Here is a 16,667-nt window from a genome sequence, read left to right as displayed (position 1 = left end):
CCCCCAGGCAGCGGGCTTTTTCCCTTCGCATTTTCAAGCGGCTTATGTTTTCGGGGTTTGCAACTAGCGAACACGCGACCAGCAGAAAACAGGGCAAGGCTCTCCGCGAAGAGCCGCCAAATGGCTTGTGCGCCAGGCCGCGCGAGACGCGGGCTTCCTAATTCTCCGCGTGGCTGAAGACGACAGCGCCGTCGTCCTTGCGAACTTCAACGGACACAATCCCATCGTCGCCCTTTCGAGTCTGGAACATGGAGATTGCATAGTCTTTCGCGACCTTCTCGGCGTCGAAAGTCACCTTGTCGACGATGCCCTGTCTTCCATACCAGATGACAGTGTAGGCCATTGTGGCTCCCTACATTCCGCCGAAGCATATAGGCGTCCGGCTTGTCACGCCACTTTGGCACCAGCCGCCGCCAGGCGGGCAGCTTGCGCCCACAGGAACGCGCCAGCAGGCGCAAGGCGCATCTCAAGCAGAACGCGCGCTGGCGGGCTTCCTTGTGACGGTTGCATCAAAGTCTAACGATCGACACAGCGCACTAGAAAGCACGTGTGGTAACCGTTGATTCAACCATTGCAAGTATTTTAGAGGAGTGTGGTAGCGGCTCCGACAGTGCGGCGGGGGCTGGGTTGCCGGAGCCGCCAGCGCAGCCAGGGGTAGTAGTTGACCGCGCTGTCTCAGAATAGGACAGCGCGGTCTACGATTGGTTAATTCAGCAAAAGCTAACGGAACGGAAACAGCTCTGCGAGATTGAATCAAATTCAATCTTGTGGGGCGTTCCATGCGTAAGCGTACCGGTGGGGTCCGGCTATCGGTTCATTCCTCCGTTGATGCCGACCCTGGTGGAGAAGCCACCGGAAGGGGACGACTGGATTCATGAGGTCAAATTCGACGGCTACCGGTCGCAGATCATCATCGATGACGCGGACGTTCGCATCTTCACCCGCCGTGGTCTGGATTGGTCGGCAAAATATCGAGACTTGGTTGACGCAGCTAAAGAATTGAACGTCCAAAACGCCATCGTCGATGGCGAGATCATCGTCACCAATGAGGCGGGGCTGTCCGATTTCGCAGCCCTGCGGAAAGCCATCACGCGGCGCCAGCACGATCTCTATTTCGTCGCCTTCGATCTCCTGCATCTCAACGGCCACGACCTGCGTGACATGGCGCTGGAGGATCGCCGCGACATTCTTGTCAGCATGATCTCGACCGGCGGTCGCATTCAGTTCAGCCAGGCTTTGCAGGGCGAGGCCAAGGCAATCTTCCACCTTGTCGATGAGGCCGGTCTGGAGGGCATGGTTTCAAAGCGCAAGGACAGCAAATATCGAAGCGGCCCCTCGACGAACTGGCTGAAGGCGAAATGCTACAGCATCGACGAATACGAGTTGCTCGGCGTCGAGCGCGAGGCCGGCAAGCCCGCCTTCGCCCTGATGGCCGAGCGCGGCACCGGCCGCTATGTCGGCTCCGCCTTCATCACCTTAAACCGGGAGATGCGCGAACGCCTCTTGGAGCGCGTGCAGGAGCATGCGGGCGCCGCGCCCAAGGGCATGAAGCGGCCGGCGACGCAATGGGTCAAACCGGGGCTGATCGGCCGCGTGAAGCCCCTTCGCGGGGAGGAAGATTTGCGCCACGCCTCGCTGCAGGATTTCCGGGATGAGGATTGAATAGCCCAGCGGCCCGGCGGCCGGGGGCTGGGGTGGCTTGGGCTTTGACCGCCGGGCCTAGCCGGAAAACGGGGTAGGTTCGCCGGCCGGCGAAGTTATAGGCCGGCTTGCGTCGATGCCAATTTGGCAAAACGGCGGTGGTTGGTTCCCCTCTCCTCAAATTGGATGAGACCAGACTCGCAACCGTGAGTATGCCTGAACGTGGGCAACGTCATGTCACAATAGACGCCGGCTGCCGATCAGAACAGCTAACAGAGATCGACATGCCGGCGCTCTACTTCCCCAGCCTTGTTTCATTTATCGGTGCGTTATAGCGAGCACACAAACCCCACCGGGCGGATGAAATCTGCACCTTTGCCGGGGTGTCCTTCCGTAGGCCCTTGCCAGCACCATCGAGATCAGGAATAGAATCCTCCGTTGCGGCGACCCCTTTAACGGAGATCGCCATGCCCCACAAAACTCTCACCGAAACCCTGGCCGCCCGCGAAAGCCTCTATGTCAATTGCGGGCATCCAATGTGCTGCAAATCGACAAAGCTCGGCATCGCAGCGCTGATCGACCGTCTCCGGCCTGATCACGGCTCAACGCATGACGATCTGGTCAGGGTCTTTGGCTGCTCGAATTGCAAGACCGCCGGCCGCGACCGCCGGCCTGTGTCCTTCACCTGCATTCCCGATTACGAAGGCCAGCAGCGGCAGCGGAACCGCGACTGGAAACCGACTTTCGGTAAGGCCGAGCGAGATCGCTAAGAACCGGGGCGAAGCCGAGGAAGCGCTAGCGCGCTATCCCAGCTAGGCGAACGCCGAGCGTCGCTTCCAATCCGTTGTCATAGATCCGCGTCAGAACGCCTTCGGCAGCCTCAGCTCGCTGGGGTTTGCAACCGAGGAGATCGCGTCCTCCCAAACTGGCCGGCCTGTTCGCGATGCGGTCCCATACGCCCCACGTTCCACCGGCTTCAATGTGGCAGTAGAATCTGTGTTGGTAATGTTCCATGCAGGTAAACCCCGCAGATTGGGTTTTGGCTCCGCCTTGTCGACGCGAGTGGTTAACGCCGCAGGCCTGCAATGACCGATAGTGACGATCACGACGAAGCCCAAGAGGCGCCAGGCTTGCCCGCTACGGCGGAACGATAGCGGCGTCCAAAGGGTTCATCTTGATGGACCCGGCAAATGAGAAACATCTGCTTAGTCAAGCTCTCGGCTTCCTGACACAATATCGGGACGCACTGGTCGCCAGCTATTCATCCATAGGCAAGGATGGGAAACTCCGTTTGATGACAATGGAAGAATGCCATGACGACTTGGACGTCGTAGCGATAAAAGACATCGCCGCGCTAAATGGCTTCATTGCCAAGCTGACAAACCTCTAGAACCGTGCCGCAAAGCTTCGCACTCGCAAGGGCGCGGCTGACGATTTCAGTCGGAAGAAATTGGCCGGCGCCAAAGGGGAGGTTGCCTGAAAGGCGCCGGCCAAGCGGAAATCAGGTCCGCCGCGGCTTCAGGGTAGCTGAGTCTTGACGTTGCGTCATGGTCCGCGCAGTTGCGTGAACGCCATAAACCAAACAGTGGCGATGTGTTTGTCACTGAAAAAATGTGTAGACGCCTATTTTACTTTTATATCATATACTTAGAGCAAAATCTTTTTGACTTCATCTGAGTGGTGGCGCATCGTTTCCAAGCGGCCGAATGGCGGCTCGCTTGGGGTAAAAGGGTGAATTTAATGGACGTGCAGGTCGCTGATCATGGGTGCTGGAATACAAGATGCACCACACTTAATGAGGTGGCATCGAACTTGCATTATGCGCTAGGCATGGCCGAGGACGAAGCGCGGTGCTTTATCAACGGGCCGGATATGCTCGCAAAGCTGGCGGGTGACTGGCAGCTGGTAGTCAGCGCAGAAATCCAGCGACGCGCCTGACCGGCCATTCAAGGAACCCCGCTTCGGCGGGGTCTCTTTACACAACAAAAAAGCGGGCTCTCGCCCGCTTCCCTTCGTTACCGAGACTTATGCGTGGTGCCGGTACATTCATGGCCACCGCGCCGTCAATCGGCTCAAATGCTGCCTGGATCTCTGGGGAACCTCTCCAACTATCTGAAGGGACGTTCCGACCGTCACTGGCTGCTAGCGGGTATATGGCTGTGAAAGGTGTTAGAAACAAGGCTCTGCTTCCTACTTACTGAAATTCCGTTGCCCTACGGCCAAACTCCGCGCGGCGTCTTCGATCGCGGCGCGGTCGTTACCCAGCCGGTCTATAAGGTCTTGGGCCTGTTCGGCGGTTATGCCGGTGCGCATCGCCAGCGCTTCGACCGTCAAGACGTCGGTGCTGGATATCTCGCGGGGTTTGGGCAGACCTTCCTCTCGATCGACTTCGGCTTCTGCTTGCAGCCATTGCCGCTGGTCGACGCCATGCACGCCGCCTTCGCGCTCCCAGATTTCGTAAGCTCGTTGCTGAATTTTTTCGTGCCGTGTGTCGCCCATGGCGTTTCTCCTTGTTGGGATGTCAACCAACGCCGAGAAAGCGGGAACGATCCAGCTCGAAACGGAGATTTTGGATAGGTAGAACTTGCGCGACGAATGCCCGAAGTCTGGAACGGACAAGCGCCTGAGTCCGTTACTCCGGCGATGATCGGGAGATTCCGAAATGGCCACCAAGCAAGGCAAGAAGGACAATCGCATCTCAGACAAGGAAGCAATGCAGATCGCGGAGACAACCGACGTTTCACCAAAGCAGGCCAAGGATCTTGTTGCGGAGCACGGCAATGTTAAGGGCAAGGAGGAGGCCAAGAACTTCAAGGCCGAGGGGTGATCCCGTCAGGCTACAGTGTGGCTAAAAACGTTATAGCCACCTCTGGGGGAAATGACTAAGCCTTTGATTTGAATGGTCGGAGTGGCCGGATTCGAACCGACGACCCCTTGACCCCCAGTCAAGTGCGCTACCGGGCTGCGCTACACTCCGGACCGCGCAAAGCCCTATATTCTCAAGGGGTGTAGCGCAAGAGCCTTGTCGGAACAAATTCGAGGGAATTAGAACAAATGGTGTCCTGGTGTGCCTTTCGTGACCAAAAAGCACACCGAAAAGCACACCGGATGTTCGCGATATGTTCCATGCGTCTGCAACTGGGGCATGGAACTCATCGTTCCCCCTTAGCGATCGCTAAGCAGCGTCTAGACTCTGACTACTTTTCCCGGTCGCGTAAGCCAATGGCTCCAATCCCTCAAGGTGATCCCGGAGGGCGTTCAGCCGAACCACGGATGGCGGCATCGGTTTAAGACGGTCGGGCAAGAGCAGGGGGTTTCAGATCGCATCCTTGATGCGATTCAAGGCATGCAGGCAAGACCGCTGGCGACAACTATGGCGACGTAACAACTGCCGCAAAGAAGGCGGCATTGGACAAGTTTCCTCACTACGATCTGTCCTCATAACCGGGGCGCCGCCCTACTTTCTGCCCTCAGCATGAACGACGTTTGCGTGCTAGGAGGCCACAAGCCTTACCTTTGGCACTGGCTTGGCAATCGGCGAAGATGCGCCATGAGGAGTCATTCACGACTAATGGATGGTCGGACGAATTCGCAGCGGGCAACTGCCGTGATGATTCTTCACGAGCCCATGGCTTTCCAATTTCAATAGAGAAGACCTTTATGGAAGAAACCTACGACATTGCCTTGGCGACTGAGCATGACCTTGACGCCGTTCTCGATCTTCAGGAACGCAATCTGCCGAAGAACGGTGGCACACTGTCGGCGCGCCTCTCTCGCGGGTGGTTCGAGACGGCCATGGCGGCAATGCCTGTCGTCGTGGCTAGGCGCGCTGGCCGGCTGGTGGGATATTTGGTATCGGCGCCGGTCGCTGCATTCACGGAGGTCTCTGTCGTGCAAGCGATGCTCGAAGCTTATCGCGGCGCATCCGACGCCTATATCTATGGCCCGATATGCGTAGACGAGATTGAGCGCGGCCAAGGTGTGGCAAACGCCATGTTTGCTTCACTCCGGGCGCAGCTACCCGGGCGCGAAGGCATTCTGTTTATCCGGTGCGACAATGCGGCCTCACTGCGGGCGCACGGCAGGATGGGTATGTGTGAGGTCGCCAAGTTTTACCACAACGGCACACAGTTCGTGGTCCTCTCCTATGTTGGTTGAAGCCTGCTTCTGCCAGAAGGCGGCAACTCGCCAAATGTGGAAGTTGGCCCGCCATCTGTTAATCGAGCGTTCTGCTCGCCCAGGGCCGGAGCGTCCGATCGGCGATACGCTCTACCAATCGGTCGTCATGCGTGCAGTCGAAGACGGGCGACGAGCGTGGCGAGTTCGGCCTGGCGGTGTGTGTTGGTCTTGGCGAATACCGCTCTGAGCTGGGTGCGCGCGGTTTCGCGGCTGATGCCGAGGGCAATTGCCGCCGCATTGATGCCATCGCCCGACGCGAGGCGAGCGGCCAGCCGGGCCTCGGCTGCCGTCAAGCCAAATGCAGCGCGCAGGCGCAGTTCATCCGGGCGCGCGAGAGACCTCAGGTCGGTCAACAGGAGGACGGCACGGCCGGCCGTGAACAGATCACTGCCGAATGCACTCAGCGGCATCACCTCCGCCAGAAGCCAGGGCCTTTCGCCGCGGTTGATGACCACAGGTGCGGCCGGAGGCGCTCCGTCCCGCCGGCGGCGCGGAGCGCGGGAGAGCAGGCGCCGCAACCGGTCGTTGCTGCAGGGGTTATCGGTCGCCGGGCGACCTCTCACAAGGTAGAACTCCTCGCCAATCAGCTTCTGTGCAGAAAGGTTCAGGTGCTTTGCACGGCCCTCTTCGTCGAGCAGAATGGCCGCGCAGCTTGCTCGTTCAAGAGAGGACAGTTCCGAGGCCTGCTGGAACCATGCGAACCGTTTGGCGAGCCTTACGATCCTGCCAAGGTGCGGGCCAACTGCCGCGAAACAGCGGGTCTCCTCGGGAAAGAACCTGCCTCGACGCGCGCTACGATAAAGCGGCAGGCTCCAGCGATGTTCATCCACCATGAAAGGCGTTGACGCATACCAATCCCGTGCCCCGGGACGAGCAATCTCTTGGTAATATGGCAGCGTCCTGCGCTCATCTTCCGTGGAGATCTGATCTTCGATGAGCGTCGTATGGCCTGCCCGGCGCAATGCGGGCGCTCTTCTGACGTGCGGGTCCGGAGCATCGGCTTCATTGCGCAGCCACAATTCGTGGAATTCGGCGTGTTCGGTAGAGATGGGCATCTTCGGCGGCACCTCTTCATCGTCTGAGAAGAAGGTGCAGCTTTCGGCGCCCAGCGACTCTGCAAGTAATTGTAAGGCGCGAGGCCACTCGGCTGGCGCCAGGATCGCATCGTAACAGGCCTCGATGGCCCGCTCAGTTCGTTCCACACGCATCGACCAACTCCGTGGTCGGGAAGGTAAGATTCAGTAGCACGTTGTGCCTCGGAGAGACAGCGCGCTATGGCGCACACTATCAGCAAAAGCGCAGCCCGGTTCACCCATACGGGTGATGTGAGACAAAGTCCCTGGCAGCATCCTCCCGTTTGACCAACCGGATGGACGCGCCGAGATGATGTCCTTCATTCCACGCTTCGCTGGGCGGGAAAAACCCGGACGGGCACGAGGCGTGCTATTAGCTCTGGCGGTGAGCCTGACAGCGTCGCTGTCGGCCACAGCGGAGCAGGTTTCCTCGGTGGATCTCGAACTGGTTCTTTGCGTCGATGTATCGTCTTCAATGAGCGAGCCGGAACAACGGCTGCAGCGGGAGGGATATGTCAACGCACTGCTCGATGCCGCAGTGTTGCAGTCCATTGAATCCGGCCGGCGTGGTAGAATTGCCATAGCCTATGTCGAGTGGGCAGGCCCGAATCACCAGAGCGTGCTGATACCATGGACCGTTCTCGATGGGCCCGAAGATGCGGCCGCCTTCGGCGAGGTGCTGAGGGCTCAGCCGATCGTCAGAGGACGCGGCACCTCAATCTCAGGGGCGCTCCTGGCGGCGGGCAAACTACTGGCCGAAGGGCCGGCAAGCGACCGCCGGGTAATCGATGTTTCTGGCGACGGACCCAACAATGCCGGTCTGCCGCTTCAACCCGTGCGCGACGCACTCATTGCCGCCGGCGTGACGATCAACGGACTGGCGATCTCGTTGCACGCAGCCGACACGCTCGACAGCTTTGGTCCGCGCTATGTCGAGCTATATTATGAGAGCTGCGTCATCGGCGGTTCCGACGCTTTCATCGTCAGGGTCGACAGCACAGCCGAGTTTGCAAAGGCTATTCGGAAGAAGCTCGTGAACGAAATAGCCGGTCTGTCCGCCAGCGTGCAGCCTGCGGCCTATCGGATCCGCTCACGAGCTGTCATCGATTGCGTCACGATCGGATCAGCCCCTGGCCGATAGGGCTGCGTCGGGCGGACCTCGCATAGTCCGATAGCGGAAGGTCCGCGTTCAGTAGCGGTCTTGACACCTCTAGATCAGTGAGGTCCTGGCCTCTAACTCTAAGGCTGAGATCTCAAGCTCGGCTTGCGCGTGACATCGTCGAGTCACGCAGAAAAAACGCCACCACCGCTTTTCTGAGGTGGGGTGGCATAGGCGGGCACCGGCGGCGGATCATCGTCGTCATCTCTTCGGCGGCGCGGCAACCAGGAAGTCCATCTGGTCTTCCGCCGCCGATCAAAATGAGGGCGCCTAACAAGTTGGTCCTGCCGGGCCCCGTCGAGAGCCTTCAAAGCCATCATGATTTCATCCAACGAGACGATAGATCGGTCATCCAGTTGGCGGAGTATCGGCACTCCCGGGACGGCACGCGCATCCGACGCCCAAGAGGCGAGCAGTGCGCGCTTCTCGGCAGGGCTTATGCTTTGGTCATGTAGAACATCTTCAGGATGCCCATATGTTTGCGACAAGCTACCCGAACCTGGGTTTCCGGCTTGTAAAGTATGTATCAGATCTCCGGTTGTCATCTCCGTTCTCCACAATCAGATGCCTCCCGGCTGTGCCGGGAGGCGAGACCGCAGACTGGTTCTTCTATCAGGCCGCTTTCAGCTTCTTATCGGTGTCCTGGCTAATTTCCTTGGTCGGAGCGGTGTGTTTCACAATCGACGTGCCGATTCCGATGCGGCGAGGTTTCAATTCTTCCGGGATGTCGCGGACCAGATCCACCGAGAGCAGGCCGTGCTCCAAGTTGGCGCTAGCTACCTTCACGTAGTCTGCCAGCCTGAAGACGTGTTTGAAATTACGTGTCGCCATTCCGCGATGGAGAACCTGCCGGTCGTTCTCGGTAGGCTGTTTGTTGCCAACCACCATCAACTCCGGACCGTGCTGGGTCAGCTCAATCTCCTCGGGGCTGAAGCCAGCGATTGCCATCGTAATGCGATAGTCGTTTTCGCCGGTCTTCTCGATGTTGTAAGGCGGCCAATCCGATCGCACGCCGTTTTCAAGCATATCGAAGAGACGATCGAAGCCGACCGTCGTGCGATAAAGGGGGGTATAATCAAAGCTTCTCATAGCCATATCCTCCGTGAAGCAACATGGGTTACAAGCAGCATCGCGGCGCCCCGCGACGCCTGTTGCGTCGAGCCTTAGGCCTCGACGGCAAACGATCTGGGAACGACAAAAAGCCAGTTCAAGAGTGCTACGATAATTTTTTTCCAGCTGCCTAAGGACGGCTCCACGCCCGGAATTTTTTGTTGGGTCGCCGCGAAAATTCAAGGAGCAAAAATTTTGCTGTCGAATGAAATAGCCCCATGATAACAGCCTCTTGGCACTCTGGCACAGTGAGTGCCAAAATTTTTGCTTGGACCTCTTGAACCCGAAAAATCCAAAACTAGCTCCATAGACGCGCGCGACGCCTGACCGGGGGTCGCGGCGCCCCACACCGGTGCGCTATTGGCACTCCGGTGCGGAGGAACCTCAAAATTTGTTTGTCCTGAAGGAGAACGACATGAAGTTCCGTCCATTGCACGACCGTATCCTGGTTCGCCGCATCGAAGCCGAGGAAAAGACCGCGGGCGGCATCATCATTCCCGACACCGCCAAGGAAAAGCCGCAGGAGGGCGAGGTCATCGCCGGCGGTCCCGGCGCGCGCAACGAGGCCGGCCAGCTTCAGCCGCTCGACGTCCAGGTCGGCGACCGCATCCTGTTCGGCAAATGGTCCGGCACCGAGATCAAGCTCGACGGCGAAGACCTCATCATCATGAAGGAAAGCGACGTGATGGGCGTGATCGACCAGACCACGCTGAAGAAGGCCGCCTGACAGCTTCTTCGAGAATTCAACCAGTCGACGAAAGCTGCCTAGATTTGAATTTGAAGGAGTGATCCAATGGCTGCCAAGGAAGTGAAATTCCACACCGAAGCCCGCGAGAAGATGCTGCGCGGCGTCAACATCCTCGCCGACGCGGTGAAGGTCACGCTCGGGCCCAAGGGCCGCAACGTCGTCATCGACAAGTCGTTCGGCGCCCCGCGCATCACCAAGGACGGCGTCACCGTCGCCAAGGAAATCGAGCTTGAGGACAAGTTCGAGAACATGGGCGCTCAGATGGTGCGCGAGGTTGCCTCGAAGACCAGCGATATCGCCGGTGACGGGACGACGACCGCAACGGTGCTCGCTCAGGCGATCGTCAAGGAAGGTGCGAAGGCCGTTGCCTCGGGGATGAACCCGATGGACCTGAAGCGCGGCATCGACAAGGCCGTCGAGGCGATTGTCCAGGAGTTGAAGACCAACGCCCGTAAGGTGACCAAAAATGACGAGATCGCCCAGGTCGGCACCATCTCGGCCAATGGCGATGTCGAAATCGGCCGCTTCCTCGCCGAGGCGATGCAGAAAGTCGGCAATGAGGGCGTGATTACGGTCGAGGAAGCCAAGACCGCAGAGACTGAACTGGAAGTCGTGGAGGGCATGCAGTTCGACCGTGGCTATCTCAGCCCCTACTTCATCACCAACCAGGACAAGATGCGCGTCGAGCTCGAGGAGCCTTACGTACTGATCCACGAAAAGAAGCTCTCCAATCTGCAGACGCTGCTTCCGGTTCTGGAGGCCGTGGTGCAGTCGTCGAAGCCGCTGCTGATCATCGCCGAGGACGTCGAGGGCGAGGCGCTGGCGACGCTGGTTGTCAACAGGCTGCGCGGCGGGCTGAAGGTTGCCGCGGTCAAGGCGCCGGGTTTTGGCGACCGCCGCAAGGCAATGCTGGAAGACATCGCCATCCTCACCGGCGGCACAGCGATCTCGGAGGATCTCGGCATCAAGCTGGAGAACGTCACGCTGGCGATGCTCGGCCGCGCCAGGAAGGTGGAGGTTGAAAAGGAGAACACCACGATCGTCGACGGCGCCGGTCGCAAGGACGAGATCCAGGGACGCATCAGCCAGATCAAGGCGCAGATCGAGGAAACCACCTCCGACTACGACCGCGAGAAGCTGCAGGAGCGGCTGGCCAAGCTCGCCGGCGGCGTTGCCGTCATCCGCGTCGGCGGCTCCACCGAGGTCGAGGTCAGGGAGCGCAAGGACCGCGTCGACGATGCCATGCATGCCACCCGTGCGGCGGTGGAGGAGGGCATCCTGCCCGGCGGCGGCGTGGCGCTGCTAAGGGCGACAAAGGCGCTCGACGGCGTCAGCGCCGACAATCCCGACCAGAAGACCGGCATCGAGATCGTGCGCCGCGCGCTGGAGACGCCTGTGCGCCAGATCGCCGAGAATGCGGGCGCCGAGGGCTCGATTATCGTCGGCAAGCTGCGCGAGACGTCGGAATTCTCTTTCGGCTGGAACGCGCAGACCGGCGACTATGGCGACCTCTACAAGCAGGGCGTGATCGACCCGGCCAAGGTCGTTCGCACCGCCCTGCAGGACGCGGCCTCCATTGCCGGCCTGCTGGTCACCACCGAGGCGATGGTGGCCGAGAAACCAAAGAAGGAAGCTGCCCCGGCCATGCCTGCCGGCGCCGGCATGGACTTCTGACGTCTCGACCGGTCCCCTCGATGAGAGCGGGCGTCAGTTAGAAGAAATGGAGGCAAACATGGATGCAAAGGCTGGCTTCCGGCCCTTGCCAGCGCCGACACACGAGGCAAAGGAGTTCATGGCATACGAAAGCGAATGCCGGAGTGTTCTGATGCCGCTCCTGACAGAGCTGCTCGAGAGGGCAGTAGCCGCTGGCTGGAACCGGCGCACGGCGGCGTCAACACTGATGTTCCTCTCCGCGCAGCAGGTGTCGGCGGCCTCCCAGGCATCCGCCGCCACCGCTCAAGACGGTCCTTGGGCCAACACTTGATGAGCGGGATTTTAGAGCGCTCATAGACGTGACCGTGAAATGTCCCCTGCGTTGTAATAGCGCATACTCTAAACCGCATGCTCTAAACTATTTTTTTGCGATCTCCACTTGGCGAAATCGCACCTACAGCGTTTCGCCTTGCTCCCCTCCGAATTCACCATCTGCTGATCGCTATAACGACACAAGAAAGATCATCGAAGATCTGAGGGATGCAAGGAAGGTGGAACATGACGCACTCTGAGACAAAGCCCTATGCCAGCACGCGGCTTGCGAAATTTGTTGAAAGGCGAATTCTTGAATTGAAAGCAAAAAAGACGCAGTCGACTATCGCCAGCGAGGCCGGTTTCTCGCAACACAACATGCTCACGAGCATCAAGCTCGGCAATAGCAAGCTGCCGCTTGACCGTGTTCCGGCTTTGGCTAAGGCGCTCGAGGTCGATTCGGCCTTCCTTTTTATGATGGCTGTCGAGCAGCTCGGCGGAGACACGACAGAGTTGGCCATCCGTAAGATCTTCGGCACCCTCGTTACCGAAAACGAGACGGCCTGGCTCGAAGAAATCCGCAAAGCGTCCGACTATTCGGATCCGAGCCTCACATCCAGGTCGAGGGCTGCTCTTCGCGGGATTTTCGGCAAATGACCCGGCCTGAGGACGAAGTCTCCCTGATTGTTCGTCAGAAGCGTGCCTCGGAACTAACGATCACGTCAAACGAACGCAGCTGGATCGAATTCATCCGGCTCGCGAGCGGGGATACCGACCCGCCTCCGACGCTCGACCAGGTGCAAAGGCTGAGGCAGATTTTTCAACCCTGATTGAGGTTTTCCCAGCACACGAAGTCACTCGGGCGTGGCGCCTTCGTGTGCCCGGGCTTCCGCTCCGGCTAAACAAATTTGTGATTGATTGACGATGTCAGATAGCGACCAGCCGAAACCGAATTCACCGGGCACCTTTTCCTTCGAGGCCGTGGTGCGACACATGCGTGTCCATCATCCCGGTTGCCCGAAGAAGACGCGCCTCACGATAGCGGCGCGGGTCAGCGCCAGAGAGTGGAAAGATATAAAACTGGGCGCAGCTGTCGGCATCGAGCTGCAGAAATACGTCCGGCATTCCCTTACTGACTACGACGAACTGCTTCGATCCAAGATGATGACGCGCGAGGAGGCGCGGACCTTCATTGCGCCGCAGGTCCAGGAAATTCTTCACGTGTGGCGCAAGCCCGGACTGAAACTTCGCGTGGCGCGAACGGAGCGGGAAGCCTGAATGCGGAAAGAAGCATGTTGAAAGCTATTTTTCGTAGTGACCGCTCAGCAGGCGGCGGTCATATCAGTTCACTGCACCTCTTACGGTAACATCGCGGACTTGGAGCCGATCGTGCGTGGATATCAGAAGTCCTCGATCTAGCCTGGTAGTTCGAGCCTCACACAGGCACGAGGACGCAAGCATGGCGAGCGGCGCTGTGGAGCGGGAGTTCGTCGAGGTCTGTTCCGGCATGGTGATGTAGCGGGCGGTTAAGGTGCGCGCACACGATCCGATGCCGTCGATCGGACGACGCCGTTGCTCGCAGCCTACGCCTTTGCCTCCTTCATCGCGTCGTCGTGCTCCTGCTGCTCCCGCTCCCATCTTTCGTTCTCGTGGGCTTCCTCTTTGTCCAGCTCCACTCGTCGCTGCCTGATGGAGTCCGCGGTGTCTTCATGGCGGCTATGCGGAAACGGCCAAGTCGATTGGGGTCGCGCTGCCTATTCCGATGATCATCGCGTAGTGCTCTACACGGAAGACACCTTGGCGATAAATCATTTCGCCGTTTACCGGGTGCCGATACCGCGAGAGTTTCAGAGCAAAGGCAGGCGCACAATCCGAGTATCTCTTGCCTTCGATCCGCCGGTCCGTCGCACACGAGCTGAATACATTGGGACAAAGATGAACTTCCGGCTCTTGCGCGGCTGCCCCTCTCAAGAAGTGTTTGCTCATTTCCGCGCGCGGGCGGCGAACGAAGGAGACCCGCCGGGCATTGCTTCGAAATTTCAATGCGACATGAAACCTGGGCCGAAGAGCCGCGACGGTCTTACGCTTCAAACTGCAGTTAAGAACTTCGTGCAGGACACCGCAGCTTATGGTGACGAGTATTATCTGGTGGTGCGTTGCGCGGGAGGCTGGGCGGAGGAGCAGGAAGTCAGCCAGCGCTTCGCTGTGGTAGTCGAACTTGAGCATGAGCCAGCCGTGCAGCTTCATGCGAGATTAAGGCAGCGCATCCGCGTCTAGGTCGTCCGCAATTCGGGCCCTTCCTTCATTGCGATAGGCCCAGCTGGTGCGTGCCTCTTCGCTTCTGTTAAGCACGGCGCCCGCCAATCTCATGTGAGCTTCTTGGCGGCCTGTTCGTCTAGCGCCTAGCCGAAGTCTTCCGGTGTCAGGCCGGCGTCGATAGCACGATGGAACAGTGCCTAGATGGCGGTTTCCCGGCGCCAACCCGCCGAAACGCGATCGCGATCGAGATTTGTCGGGAAGGAGTAGCCTTCGGCTGTTGAGGCGATTGCGCTGGCGGCTGCTCCCTTCGAGATGGCGCCGGCAGCCAGCATCCTCTGGACAGACAGGTAGAGCGCGCGGCTCATCCTGGTGCGGTCCACGCTCTCCATGGCGCTGCCGTAGCCCCAAGACCTGCAGCAGGTTGGCCATGCGGCGGATATTGCTAGCGGCTGTGGCTGAGCACGGCCACTATGGGCGGCGCATTCATCACGCTCAATGCCGCCTGGCCGACGTGGGATCGGTCTTGAAGGCCAGAAAGCCGCGATAGAATCTCTACAGGCAGCGGCACCGTATGAGCAAAATCCGCTGTTTGGGACATTCTGAGCGGCGCCTAATAGAACCGCGGCTTCAGGCAGGCTCACTAGCGTGCGAGACTGGCGGCAAGGCGATGGACGGCCGGGAGTATATCTACGACCTCTACGCCTGGGACACATTCTGGGCATAAGCCTCAGGGCGACCCAAAGCGCCGCAGCAAGGCGGCTTCGATTGATCCGGCAAGTGCTGTTGCCCTGTTGGGTTTTACTGGCTGGCATGAAGACATCAACGCAAGCGGGCAGGCCCGTTTGGCGACGCTACATCGCGCGAACGGACTCATGGGAGTCCCGTCCGATGACACCCGAAGAGGAAGCCAAAGCTCTCGAGTGGTATTATCCACCGTATATGATGTAGTGCCACATCAAAAAATACGACGCCTCGCCAATTGCGGTGCCACACGCATTGACCCAATAAGGGGCACCTTTGGCCCTGTGCGATGCTCGATCACCCCCGCAGTCCCAATCGATCGTGCGACCGAAGTCCAATCGGCATGCCCAAGTGGCCACGTCGCCGGGGGGCCTTGGGTCCAGCTTGCGGGACCATCTGGCCGGAGAGCATCTTTCATCGACTGAGATCCAGCGCCGGGGGGCGCGCATGATCGCTATTTGGACGCATGAAGGAACAATCATCGTGTTCGATCCCGAGATTGGCACCGTCGCCGCTCGTTCCGAGCATGAAGCGTGGCGCGAGGTCGAACGTCGCAAGGCGAAAAGCAGGAACGGCGAGCAGTTCCGCTGCTGTGAGTTGGCGCCACGGTCCGGCTAGGCTTCTGGACTCTTCCGCGAGTTGGAAGCATTCTCCCTTCGGGGAGAAGGGGCGTGGGCAAAGTCCAGCGTCATCAAGGTGCCAATCAGGCTGACCGTTGGCGGAAGCATCTCGGGAAGCGACGGCGGAGTTCGTGGCGCCTGCGATATATATTCCCGTTGGTGATGGTTCCCCTCGCTGCCTTTTTCACTGTCAGCCCAAGCAGCCTCGAAAGCGTCGCCAGCGTGCCCAAGGCATGGCTCGGCAGCGCGGGCGGTTGCGAGATCAAGGGCAATATCAGCATCAACACCGGGGAGCGGATCTACCATGTCCCCGGCCAGGAACATTATTGGGAGACCAAGATCAGCCCTCAGTATGGCGAACGCTGGTTCTGCAGCGAAGCCGAGGCGCGCGCTGCTGGCTGGCGGAGAGCAAAGCGTTGAAAGTTGTGGCAATGCCGGTCTACACGCCAAAGGACTATCCCATCATCCGGCAACTTCCCGGCGCCGATGACATGCCCCTGACTTGGGAAGCGTGGGCCAAGCTTTTTGAGGCATCGATGAAAGAGCGCAAGTGGGGTGGGGGGTATGGATGCCAACGGGTGCGCATTCGACCTGACTTACTCAAGGTATGGCTGGATGCCAATTCACAGGTGGCCACTGCGCATTCCAGGCAGCGTTATGCTCAGGAGTTGAGGGACGCGCGCGAAGCCCGAATTGCTGCTCACGCAGAGGAACAGCGAGCCCGAGAAATGGCTGCCAGGATCGCCGCAAACGCACCGCCGCCGCCTGCGCCTTGGTCGCATAGAGCGATCGAGGCGTGCGCGCTGATCCTGTTGGCGACGGCGGTCTCATCCGACGTGGTCGTTGGCGCGATGCTCGCCACGTCGACAGGGGTTCTCTATCACCAAGAGAAAGCGACTGACGGGGTCGTGTGTCACTATTTCACTGCAACAGTGACGTTCGCGAGGCCAAGTTATGCAGTGACCGGCTGCCCGCGGTTTATCAGTGTGGATCGGTAGAGGTGGTTGGCCGCAGGTCGTCCCCGGGCTCGCCGGAGATCGGCGGGAAGTCCCTCAATCGATCAGCTCGATCTCAAATTCTGGTAACCGCTGCCACTCCCGCAACGGTGTTTCGCGCCGCCAATATTCTAGCACAATAATTGCCTCGGCGCTCACATCGCCGTTCTCGGCGTG

At 59.4% G+C, this 16,667-nt stretch carries 20 protein-coding genes and 1 tRNA gene; 15 read left to right on the top strand and 6 right to left on the bottom strand.

The window, feature by feature from the left end; genetic code table 11:
- Positions 1-157: 157 nt before the first annotated feature.
- On the bottom strand, positions 158-343 hold the full coding sequence (locus tag D3227_RS18530) for a hypothetical protein (protein ID WP_120015665.1): 186 nt from the start codon (positions 341-343) through the stop codon (positions 158-160).
- A 485-nt stretch (positions 344-828) separates the two neighbouring features.
- On the opposite strand from D3227_RS18530, the gene D3227_RS18525 reads away from it, so the two are divergent.
- From D3227_RS18525 to D3227_RS18515, 3 genes are all read left to right on the top strand, one after another.
- Positions 829-1,662, top strand: a complete 834-nt coding sequence (locus D3227_RS18525) for an ATP-dependent DNA ligase (protein WP_120015663.1) — start codon at positions 829-831, stop codon at positions 1,660-1,662.
- A gap of 446 nt (positions 1,663-2,108) precedes the next feature.
- On the top strand, positions 2,109-2,411 hold the full coding sequence (locus D3227_RS18520; RefSeq protein ID WP_120015661.1) for a hypothetical protein: 303 nt from the start codon (positions 2,109-2,111) through the stop codon (positions 2,409-2,411).
- 407 nt (positions 2,412-2,818) lie between these two features.
- Positions 2,819-3,031 carry a hypothetical protein gene (locus D3227_RS18515; protein WP_120015659.1) on the top strand — a complete coding sequence of 71 codons (213 nt, stop codon included), beginning with the start codon at positions 2,819-2,821 and terminating at the stop codon, positions 3,029-3,031.
- Positions 3,032-3,831: 800 nt separating this feature from the next.
- Here D3227_RS18515 and D3227_RS18505 read toward each other — a convergent pair.
- Complete coding sequence (locus D3227_RS18505) at positions 3,832-4,140, bottom strand: DUF2934 domain-containing protein (protein WP_120015655.1); 309 nt, start codon at positions 4,138-4,140, stop codon at positions 3,832-3,834.
- 163 nt (positions 4,141-4,303) lie between these two features.
- Here D3227_RS18505 and D3227_RS41645 point away from each other — a divergent pair, with 163 nt between their 5' ends.
- Positions 4,304-4,468 (top strand): hypothetical protein, encoded by a 165-nt coding sequence (locus D3227_RS41645; RefSeq protein ID WP_167480746.1) that lies wholly within the window; start codon positions 4,304-4,306, stop codon positions 4,466-4,468.
- Between the two features lie 73 nt (positions 4,469-4,541).
- Here the strand turns inward: D3227_RS41645 and D3227_RS18500 are convergent.
- Positions 4,542-4,618 (bottom strand) — tRNA-Pro (locus D3227_RS18500).
- 683 nt (positions 4,619-5,301) lie between these two features.
- On the opposite strand from D3227_RS18500, the gene D3227_RS18495 reads away from it, so the two are divergent.
- Positions 5,302-5,799, top strand: coding sequence for a GNAT family N-acetyltransferase (locus tag D3227_RS18495; RefSeq protein WP_208646390.1), 498 nt, complete (start codon positions 5,302-5,304; stop codon positions 5,797-5,799).
- A 125-nt stretch (positions 5,800-5,924) separates the two neighbouring features.
- Here D3227_RS18495 and D3227_RS18490 read toward each other — a convergent pair whose 3' ends face one another.
- The gene (locus tag D3227_RS18490; protein ID WP_120015653.1) at positions 5,925-7,028 is read right to left on the bottom strand and encodes a helix-turn-helix transcriptional regulator; all 1,104 of its coding nucleotides are present in this window, start codon (positions 7,026-7,028) and stop codon (positions 5,925-5,927) included.
- A gap of 232 nt (positions 7,029-7,260) precedes the next feature.
- Here D3227_RS18490 and D3227_RS18485 point away from each other — a divergent pair, with 232 nt between their 5' ends.
- Positions 7,261-8,034 (top strand): DUF1194 domain-containing protein, encoded by a 774-nt coding sequence (locus tag D3227_RS18485; RefSeq protein ID WP_167480745.1) that lies wholly within the window; start codon positions 7,261-7,263, stop codon positions 8,032-8,034.
- A gap of 630 nt (positions 8,035-8,664) precedes the next feature.
- Here the strand turns inward: D3227_RS18485 and D3227_RS18475 are convergent.
- Positions 8,665-9,141: an Hsp20 family protein gene (locus D3227_RS18475; protein WP_120015647.1), complete on the bottom strand. Its 477-nt coding sequence runs from the start codon at positions 9,139-9,141 to the stop codon at positions 8,665-8,667.
- Positions 9,142-9,577: 436 nt separating this feature from the next.
- Here D3227_RS18475 and D3227_RS18470 point away from each other — a divergent pair, with 436 nt between their 5' ends.
- From D3227_RS18470 to D3227_RS41160, 6 genes are all read left to right on the top strand, one after another.
- A complete protein-coding gene (locus D3227_RS18470) occupies positions 9,578-9,889 on the top strand; it encodes a co-chaperone GroES (RefSeq protein ID WP_120015717.1) in 312 nt (103 codons plus the stop codon).
- A gap of 66 nt (positions 9,890-9,955) precedes the next feature.
- Positions 9,956-11,584, top strand: a complete 1,629-nt coding sequence (gene groL / locus D3227_RS18465) for a chaperonin GroEL (protein WP_120015645.1) — start codon at positions 9,956-9,958, stop codon at positions 11,582-11,584.
- Between the two features lie 58 nt (positions 11,585-11,642).
- Positions 11,643-11,894, top strand: a complete 252-nt coding sequence (locus tag D3227_RS18460; protein WP_120015715.1) for a hypothetical protein — start codon at positions 11,643-11,645, stop codon at positions 11,892-11,894.
- 227 nt (positions 11,895-12,121) lie between these two features.
- Positions 12,122-12,532 carry an XRE family transcriptional regulator gene (locus tag D3227_RS18455; RefSeq protein ID WP_120015644.1) on the top strand — a complete coding sequence of 137 codons (411 nt, stop codon included), beginning with the start codon at positions 12,122-12,124 and terminating at the stop codon, positions 12,530-12,532.
- 336 nt (positions 12,533-12,868) lie between these two features.
- Positions 12,869-13,153, top strand: coding sequence for a DUF2293 domain-containing protein (locus D3227_RS18450; RefSeq protein WP_167480744.1), 285 nt, complete (start codon positions 12,869-12,871; stop codon positions 13,151-13,153).
- 519 nt (positions 13,154-13,672) lie between these two features.
- On the top strand, positions 13,673-14,152 hold the full coding sequence (locus D3227_RS41160; RefSeq protein WP_147377627.1) for a hypothetical protein: 480 nt from the start codon (positions 13,673-13,675) through the stop codon (positions 14,150-14,152).
- 179 nt (positions 14,153-14,331) lie between these two features.
- Here D3227_RS41160 and D3227_RS18440 read toward each other — a convergent pair whose 3' ends face one another.
- Complete coding sequence (locus D3227_RS18440) at positions 14,332-14,514, bottom strand: hypothetical protein (protein WP_147377626.1); 183 nt, start codon at positions 14,512-14,514, stop codon at positions 14,332-14,334.
- Between the two features lie 808 nt (positions 14,515-15,322).
- Between D3227_RS18440 and D3227_RS41640 the strand changes: the two genes are divergently transcribed.
- From D3227_RS41640 to D3227_RS18430, 3 genes are read left to right on the top strand one after another with little or no spacing between them, the layout of a single operon-like run.
- On the top strand, positions 15,323-15,493 hold the full coding sequence (locus D3227_RS41640; protein ID WP_167480743.1) for a hypothetical protein: 171 nt from the start codon (positions 15,323-15,325) through the stop codon (positions 15,491-15,493).
- 53 nt (positions 15,494-15,546) lie between these two features.
- Entirely contained in the window at positions 15,547-15,915 is a 369-nt protein-coding gene (locus tag D3227_RS18435) for a sunset domain-containing protein (protein ID WP_120015636.1), read from the top strand.
- The gene (locus D3227_RS18430; RefSeq protein ID WP_147377625.1) at positions 15,912-16,493 is read left to right on the top strand and encodes a hypothetical protein; all 582 of its coding nucleotides are present in this window, start codon (positions 15,912-15,914) and stop codon (positions 16,491-16,493) included. Before D3227_RS18435 ends, D3227_RS18430 begins: the two co-directional genes overlap by 4 nt.
- Positions 16,494-16,667: the final 174 nt, after the last annotated feature.

The sequence above is a fragment of the Mesorhizobium waimense genome, assembly GCF_003601975.1.
Classification (GTDB): domain Bacteria; phylum Pseudomonadota; class Alphaproteobacteria; order Rhizobiales; family Rhizobiaceae; genus Mesorhizobium; species Mesorhizobium waimense.
Note: the sequence above shows the minus strand (reverse complement) of the source record. Positions and strands in the feature narration are given on the sequence as shown.